This is a genomic window from Bacillus sp. 522_BSPC (assembly GCF_001076885.1).
GTDB lineage: Bacteria > Bacillota > Bacilli > Bacillales > Cytobacillaceae > Niallia > Niallia hominis.
In genome coordinates, this window is record NZ_JVDT01000022.1 from 1 (window position 1) to 7,887 (window position 7,887).

Annotated in this window: 6 protein-coding genes; all 6 read right to left on the bottom strand. The window is 35.9% G+C overall.

Going from position 1 to position 7,887, the window contains the following annotated elements; genetic code table 11:
* Nucleotides 1–54: 54 nt before the first annotated feature.
* Nucleotides 55–1,914 (bottom strand): GH32 C-terminal domain-containing protein, encoded by a 1,860-nt coding sequence (locus ADJ83_RS02055; protein WP_082169231.1) that lies wholly within the window; start codon nt 1,912–1,914, stop codon nt 55–57.
* 38 nt (nt 1,915–1,952) lie between these two features.
* Nucleotides 1,953–2,921: a carbohydrate kinase family protein gene (locus tag ADJ83_RS02060; RefSeq protein WP_048716654.1), complete on the bottom strand. Its 969-nt coding sequence runs from the start codon at nt 2,919–2,921 to the stop codon at nt 1,953–1,955.
* 95 nt (nt 2,922–3,016) lie between these two features.
* Nucleotides 3,017–4,474 carry a glycoside hydrolase family 32 protein gene (locus ADJ83_RS02065; RefSeq protein ID WP_048716656.1) on the bottom strand — a complete coding sequence of 486 codons (1,458 nt, stop codon included), beginning with the start codon at nt 4,472–4,474 and terminating at the stop codon, nt 3,017–3,019.
* Between the two features lie 23 nt (nt 4,475–4,497).
* Entirely contained in the window at nt 4,498–6,114 is a 1,617-nt protein-coding gene (locus tag ADJ83_RS02070; RefSeq protein WP_048716658.1) for an ABC transporter substrate-binding protein, read from the bottom strand.
* A 30-nt stretch (nt 6,115–6,144) separates the two neighbouring features.
* Nucleotides 6,145–7,023: a carbohydrate ABC transporter permease gene (locus tag ADJ83_RS02075; RefSeq protein WP_048716661.1), complete on the bottom strand. Its 879-nt coding sequence runs from the start codon at nt 7,021–7,023 to the stop codon at nt 6,145–6,147.
* Nucleotides 7,024–7,039: 16 nt separating this feature from the next.
* Nucleotides 7,040–7,887 (bottom strand): ABC transporter permease (locus tag ADJ83_RS02080; protein ID WP_048716664.1); only part of this gene is annotated, 848 nt, incomplete at its 5' end.

The following is a 7,887-nucleotide window of genomic DNA, read 5'->3' on the forward strand; positions in this document are numbered from 1 at the left end:
ATGTAAAAGGCACTTTTCCTTTTTTAAGAAAAGTGCTTTTCATATTTTAATTTTTTATTTTACTACCCTTATTCTTATTTCCTTTGTAAGTTCAGTTTCAGGATGCTTAACCTGTATGTTTGTTCCCCCTGGTTTTAATGCTTTAATGAAAATACCTTTTCCATCGCTATCAGACTCCGTTATTTCAATTATGTCTTGTTCATCGATATCCCAACTAAAAGGAGAACTGCTCTTAATCCAATCTGGCTTTAAAATCGCATTAATAGTTTGGGTTTCCCCTTCTTTTAGGGTTAAATATTCCGAACTTACTACTATACGTTCGACTTCATTTTCCTTTGGGCGTTCTCTCCATGTTGAATATAAAGGATAAAAGTCTAGTGAAGCAACCTTCATGCTGCCACCTTTTGCATATAATTCTATTCCGTTGCTCGTAGGCTGGGAATAGATTAAATTCGTAAAGACATATTCCCCATCATTTATAAACACCTCAACAGATGATTCATCAACAAATCCTCTAATCTTTATTCGTTTGTCCTTAACAGGGTAAGGAGTTGTATGGTTATTCCCAAATTGAAAGGGATTCCCATTTCGATCCAATAACGTTTCTAACCCAGCACGAGATCTATCTAAGAATAGTTTATTATCTTTCGTATTTACACCTATAACCGTATTTTCGCCCTCTGATTGTCGAACTCGAATACCGAATTCCTCTACTTTTTCCCATTCCAGCACAGCTTCAAATTCATATGTAGTACCAGAAAAGTCTTCAATAAAGTGCTCCCCATTAACCTCCATAGGATCAAAAGCAATATGATTGACACGTAAACTTTCTAATTCCCTAACAGGTTCTTGAAATAAGTTAATACTTCCATCCTTAACTGTTTTCAGATGTAGTTCACGAGGAATAGACATAGACCCCTTCCATGGTTCCGTTGGCGATTGATAAGGATATCTCCAATTCGCCATCCAACCTAACCAAATTCGGCGACCATCTTTTTCCGGGATATCAGAAAAGGACTGAGCAGCATAAAAGTCTTGCCCAAAATCTGTTGTTAAAATAGTTTCTGGAGCATTATCATTAATAAATTGTGTTCCGTCAAACTCTCCAATAAAATACTGAGCAGTTGATCCATTTGTTTCTTCATTATCTCCTACACTAACTTGCAATACCCATTTCTTATTATTCGCATCACCATCTACAGGCAATTCGAATAAATCAGGACATTCCCATACAGCTGCATGAGATCCCTCCTTATCCCCAAATTGACTCTGAAACTCCCAGTCAATCAAATTATCAGAACGATAAAACGTTACACTTTGATTTGTCGAAACAACCATTATCCATTTTTTTGTAATCTCATGCCAAAATACTTTTGGATCGCGAAAATCCTTTATTCCTGGGTTTGAAATAACCGGGTTTCCTTTATATCTTTCCCATGTTCTCCCATTATCTTTACTATAAGCAATACTTTGGGATTCACCTCCCTCTGTATTTGTATAGATGGCAACAAATCCGGCTTTTCCATCAAAAAATCCTGTGGAATCATTCCAATCCACTACAGCGCTTCCAGATAATGCTTGCCCTAGATGATCATGTTCCAAGGCAATCGGTAAATGTTCCCAATGTAATAAATCCCTGCTCACTGCGTGTGCCCAATTACCATTTTTTTGATGAAATAGATGATACTCTCCCTCAAAAAAGATTAGTCCATTTGGGTCTGCTAAATTTCCTGTAGGTGTTGAAAAGTGATATTGAGGTCGATACAATTCTGTATAATAATCAGAAGTGGCAGCTTCCATGTTATCAGGTCTCAATGCATTCAAGTTATTCTCTTCCTTTCCCATTTGGTTGATACTACAGCCAGTTAATAAGCATGTAACGGACCAAAAAACTGTTAATATTCTTTTTTTCAACTTGTTTCTCCCCCCTCTCCTCATTTTTAAAAATTCATTTATTCTTCCTTTTTATTGACTACTATAAAGTCTTCGATTTGATGAAGAGTAGGCATGGCAGGAATTCCACCTTTGTTTGTTGCAACATATGCTCCCATCGCATTTCCAAAATCCAAAATCTGCTTTAATATAGCTTCTTTTATATTAAAATCCAATAAATCCCTCTTTAATAATTTATAAAGAACGCCAGCAAGGAATGCATCACCACATCCAGTTGTATCAATAGCTTTTACAGCTGCTCCTGGGACAAATACTAAGCCATCTTCTCCATATGCATAGCTCCCCTTATCTCCCACTGTTACAAAAAGCAGCCGTAAATGAAACTTTTTGTATAACTGCTTTGCTCCAGAAAAAATATCTGTTGTGTTCGTTAAAAATGCTAATTCTTCTCCCGAAACTTTTACTATATCTGCAAAATACAAGAGTGCTTCGATTTGCTCTTTTGCCTCTTCTAAGCTTTGCCATAGTAATGGACGTAGATTGGGATCCAGTGAAATAATCTTATTCTGTTCTTTGGCATAATTTAATGCTAATAAAGTTGCTTCTCTTGATGGCTCATTTGTCATGGATATTGATCCAACCTGTAATATTTTAGCATCAGCTATTAATGATAAGTCCACATCATCCTTAGATAACATCATGTCCGCACCAGGCTGTCTATAAAAATTAAAAGAACGATCCCCCTGTTGATCATTATGCACAAATGCTAGTGTCGTTTTTATTGGGGAATAAACAATTCCATTTGTTTGCACCCCTTTATTCTGTAAAGTAGACACGAGTAATTCACCAAAGTAATCCTTTCCTATACACCCAATAAATTCTGTTCTCATCCCCAAACAGGATAAAGCCACTAGAACATTCCCCGGAGCTCCACCTGGATTGGCAACAAGAATGGGAAACCCTTGTTCATTTTCACCTTGGGGAGTAAAATCAATTAAAATCTCTCCTAACGCTGTTACATCGCTCATTATCTCTACACCACTTTTCTAACTTTTTTCCATTGAATTTCGTATAAAATAGCCAGAGGATAGATTCATCCAATCCCCTGGCTATCCGTTACATATCAATTTTTAGAAGGAACAGATACCTTTCCATATACTAGATTCACTTCCCCATCTTCTGCAAATAAACATACTCGTTTACTTACTTTATCAGGGAAAATTAAACTTGTTAATGCTTGCTCTCCGCCATTGATAAATAGTTCTAATGAGGCGGAATCTACAATTATTCGTAGATCTAGTGAATGAGAATCCTTAAGACAAACTCGCTGCAATTTAGGAAAATTATCAGAAAAATCAACCACCCCAGATTTTTCACGAGACAGACTTAGTACATTTTCTTTAACATCAATAGTAATTGTTGTATTCTGTGAATCTGTATGTTCTATCGTTAATCCGTACTTATTTGCATTTATATTCTTTAAGGATAGGATTATCTCTGTGTATTCATCATCTACTTCAAAAACAGTGCTTTCTTTGTCTGTAATGATTGTGTCTGTTCTTTCTTCTTTTCTATCAAAATAGGTATCTAATTCTCTTACTAAATGCTGGACAAGATAATACGCTCCCTTCTTCTCACGCAGTTCCAGCTCTCTAGGAAGAGTCATCTGACCTCTCCAACCTTCTGTTGGAACTTGATTAGCATAACGCCAATTACTCATCCAGCCTAGATAAATTCGTCTTCCATCTGCTTCAGGGATGTCAGAAAAGCTTACTCCGGCATAGTTGTCCTTCCCATAGTCCAGCCATTTTATTTCTTCATGTTCTGGTGTAAATTCCTTTCCATCAAATGAGCCAACAAAATACTGCGTGCGAGACCCTTCATCATATTGAGGATTATCACCAACACTAACAATAAGTACCCATTTTTTAACATTTGTATTGTCTATTGGTAACTCAAATAAGTCTGGACATTCCCATACCCCTTTGTGACAGCCACACTTCTCTCCAAATTCACTTTCAAACTGCCAATCCTTCAAATTTGGAGAAGAATAGAAAGAGATTGTTTGTCCTGTAGCTAAAGCCATCATCCACTTTTGGGTATCTTTATGCCAAAAAACTTTAGGGTCTCTAAAATCAGGCTTGGAAGGGTGAGCAAGTACGGGATTACCGTCATATTTAATCCATGATCTTCCCTTATCTAGGCTATATGCCAAACTCTGTGTCTGAACGGCCTCTTTACCGTGATCTGGCTCCAAGTGATGGGTAAAAATAGCCACTAACCCTGGTTCGTCGTTAAAAAAGCCTGTTGTATTATTCCAATCTACAACTATGCTGCCTGAAAAAATGGTTCCATTCTCATCAGGATGTAAAGCTATCTCTAATTCATCCCATTCGATTAAATCTTTGCTGACTGCATGCCCCCAATGCATGGGCCCCGATGTGCTGCCATGCGGATTATGCTGATAAAATAAATGATATTCTCCTTTGAAAAACACTAACCCATTCGGATCATTCATCCAATTTTTTCTTGGCGAAAAATGTAAGGCTGGTCTGTTTTTTTCGAGTTTAGTAATCTTCATTGTTATGCCTCCAATTAATTAATTTACTGTTTTACTGTTCTGTCATAGCCATCTTGCTTAATTTGCAACCAAGTGCTTAGACCTAGTCTCTCTAATTCTTTCAAATAATCTTCCCATTCTTCCTCAATTTTTCCATTACTCATCCATTCGGCTCTTTTTCTATTCACATAAGCAAATAAATCTGTTTCAATTTTTGCCTTTTCATCTGCTTCCTCTAGTGAGAAAAATACAGGTGGATAAAAGTTCTCAGCTTTAATATGAGGAACCATATTTTTTTCTAAAATATCTAATCTCCAAGCAGCATCTTCTGGTTTTGTCGTATATACGCCGTAATATTCATCTAGTATCGCCAGCGGTCCTGCGATATTTGTTTTTTCTCTTATTTCAACTGGTGCTGCGCCTTCTAAAGGAAGATGCTTTAACATACCAGCTTTCTCATCAAATTCAAAAATATTTTGCTGTTTCGAATCCCCATATGTTCCCCAGTTATCTTGAACAGATTGCAGTGGTTCATACAGTTGATCAATCCATTTAGCTGTTAACTCTAAATTCTTATTCGCACTTGTGATAACCATTCTTCCTCTATCAAGACCAATGCCATTTGTTTGTGCCACATTTTTTTCACCATTTGGTCCTTCTAATGGAGGCATTACATCATAAGTATCGTTCATGCCACTAATATTTCCTTTATCCCATGTGAAGTAAAGACCGTATTTTGAATCTTTTCCTTTCGCTACATATTTATTCCAATCTTGTTCATATGCTTCTACATCGATTAAACCTAAATCATTTAGTTCATTAAAAAATTTTAACGCTTCTTTATATCCTTCTTCTGCTGCAGTAAAAATAACTTTCCCTTCATTGGAAACAACCGTATGATCCCAGTTATCTCCTAGACCAAAGGAAGCAAATAAGAAGGCTGGGTCCTCTCCTCCTTGATTTACAATAAAAGATAATGGTATTTCATCTGCTTCGCCATTACCATTTGGATCTTGTGTTTTAAAAGCAAGAAGTACCTCTTTTAGTTCTTCTGTTGTTGTTGGCATTTCCAGCCCTAAATTATTTAGCCATTCTACATTTATCCAAGGAAGGCAATCAACTACTTGAATGCGGCTCTTTCCACTGCCAAGCTCTTCAATCCAAGGAAAGCTGTATATATGTCCATCTGGAGCTGTAATCATCGATTTATATTCTGGAGCTTCTTCCAGCACCTTTTTAAAATTGGGCATATACTGATCAATTAAATCTTCAACTGGTATGATGGTTCCATCCTTCGCATATTTCAATAAATCATAATCACTGAAAGCAGCATCTAAAATGGCATCTGGCAGCTCCCCACTTGCCAACGCTAAATTCCGCTTCTCCACAAATTGGTCTTTCGTATAGTTTTTCCAATCTATATGGACACCTGTCTGCTCCTCTAATCTTTGATAGATTAGCTTTTCATTCGGGTCGGTTGGTGCCAAAGCTGAGCTTTGTGTCATAAAACGAAGTGTAGCTTTCTCTTTCAAAGGAAATGTAACATCAGTTAGTTTTAAATCTTCTGTTGAAGCACTTTTACTTGTCTTATCTCCACTACAGCCTGTTAGAACAAGACCAGCAACAATAAAAGTTGAAAGAAGCTTATTGATTTTCCCCATAAGTGAACCCTCCATATGCTTTTATTTAAATTATTTTAAAGATCCTACCATAACACCTTTTTCAAAGTATTTTTGGAAGAATGGATACATGATTAGAAGTGGTAAACTTGAAATGACAATAGATGCATATTTTATTTTTTCCGCTAATTTACTTAACTCAGCCATTGCTAATTGATCATTAATCATTCCAGGCTGAACTTGGTTTTGAATCAGAATGGAACGTAAAACTAGCTGCAATGGATGTAATTCTTGGTCCTCTAAATAAATCATTGCATCAAAGTAGGAATTCCATTGTCCAACAAAGGCATATAAAGCGATTACAAAAATAATCGGTTTAGACAAAGGCAAAACTATTTTTAGAAATATTTTTAATTCAGAAGCACCGTCGATTTTAGCTGCCTCAAACAACTCTTTTGGAAGCCCTTTAAAAAAGGTTCTTGCCAATATAATATTCCAGACACTAATTGCTCCTGGCAAAATAATGGACCAAATAGTATTGAGCATTCCTAAATCCTTCACTACTAAATAGGTAGGAATCAGTCCACCATTAAAAAACATCGTGATTAGGAAGAATATCATAATCACATTCTTCCCTTTAAATCCATCAAGAGAAAGCGGATATGCAGCAAATATCGTGATAATTATTGTGACAATCGTAAAACCTAGTGAATATATAACTGAATTGATAAATCCTTTTATCATTAAATCATCTTGTATAATACGTTTATAACCTTCTAGACTCCAATCAGAGGGATCTAAAGAAAATCCTTTACTAAGCAGAATATTAGGATCTAAAAAGGAAGCCAATAGAATATAAAGTAATGGTAATACAACTATTAAAACAAGTAATATCAAAATTATTTTGTTGCTTAAAAGAAGCATCTTATCTGTTTTTGAATGGTTCTTCATCGGTTATCCCCCCTTTTTAATATAGCCCTTCTCCTTCATTTAACTTCTTCACTACAAAATTCACGAATACTAATAAAACTACGTTAATAACAGAATTAAACAACCCTACCGCTGTGGAATATGCATAATCCCCGGCCTGCAACCCTACTTTATATACATAAGTTGGCAGTATCTCCGAAGTAGGTAGATTCATAGAAGTTTGCATTAAGTAAGCCTTTTCAAATCCTATCGCCATAATTCCCCCTGCCCCTAGAATAAACAACACTGCCATTATTGGTTTAAGAGTAGGCAGATCAATATGTCTTATCCTTTGCAAAAGTGTTGCTCCATCGATTGTTGCAGCATCATGTAATTGAGGATCAACGTTCGCAAGTGCAGCAACATAAATAATGGACGACCATCCCGCCGCTTGCCATATTCCCGATAAAATATAAATAGATCTAAAATATTCAGGATCTGTCATAAATGAAATAGGTTTATCGTTAAATATAGATAATAGTGAATTTATTGGACCTGTTGGTGACATAAAGATAAATAACATTCCTGTAATGACAACAACAGATATAAAATTCGGTGCATACAATATTAACTGGATATTTTTTTTGATAGCAGCTCTCCGTACTTGGTTTATACTAAGTGCTAAAATAATGGGTACCGGAAAGCCCAGTATCAAACCATAAAAACTTAATTTAAGCGTATTAACAAAAATCTCTTTAAAATTTGGCGAAGTTAAAAAATCCTTAAAGTGTGTTAAACCTACCCAATCGCTTCCGATAATTCCCTTCATTGGGCTAAAGTCCTTAAAAGCGATTATTGCTCCATACATTGGGATATATTTAAATACAATTGTTAAAATAATGGCAG

Coding starts and splice junctions, on each gene's coding strand:
- ADJ83_RS02065 (WP_048716656.1), bottom strand. CDS start 4,474: ATGAAGATTACTAAACTCGAAAAAAACAGACCAGCCTTACATTTTTCG.
- ADJ83_RS02070 (WP_048716658.1), bottom strand. CDS start 6,114: ATGGGGAAAATCAATAAGCTTCTTTCAACTTTTATTGTTGCTGGTCTT.
- ADJ83_RS02060 (WP_048716654.1), bottom strand. CDS start 2,921: ATGAGCGATGTAACAGCGTTAGGAGAGATTTTAATTGATTTTACTCCC.
- ADJ83_RS02075 (WP_048716661.1), bottom strand. CDS start 7,023: ATGAAGAACCATTCAAAAACAGATAAGATGCTTCTTTTAAGCAACAAA.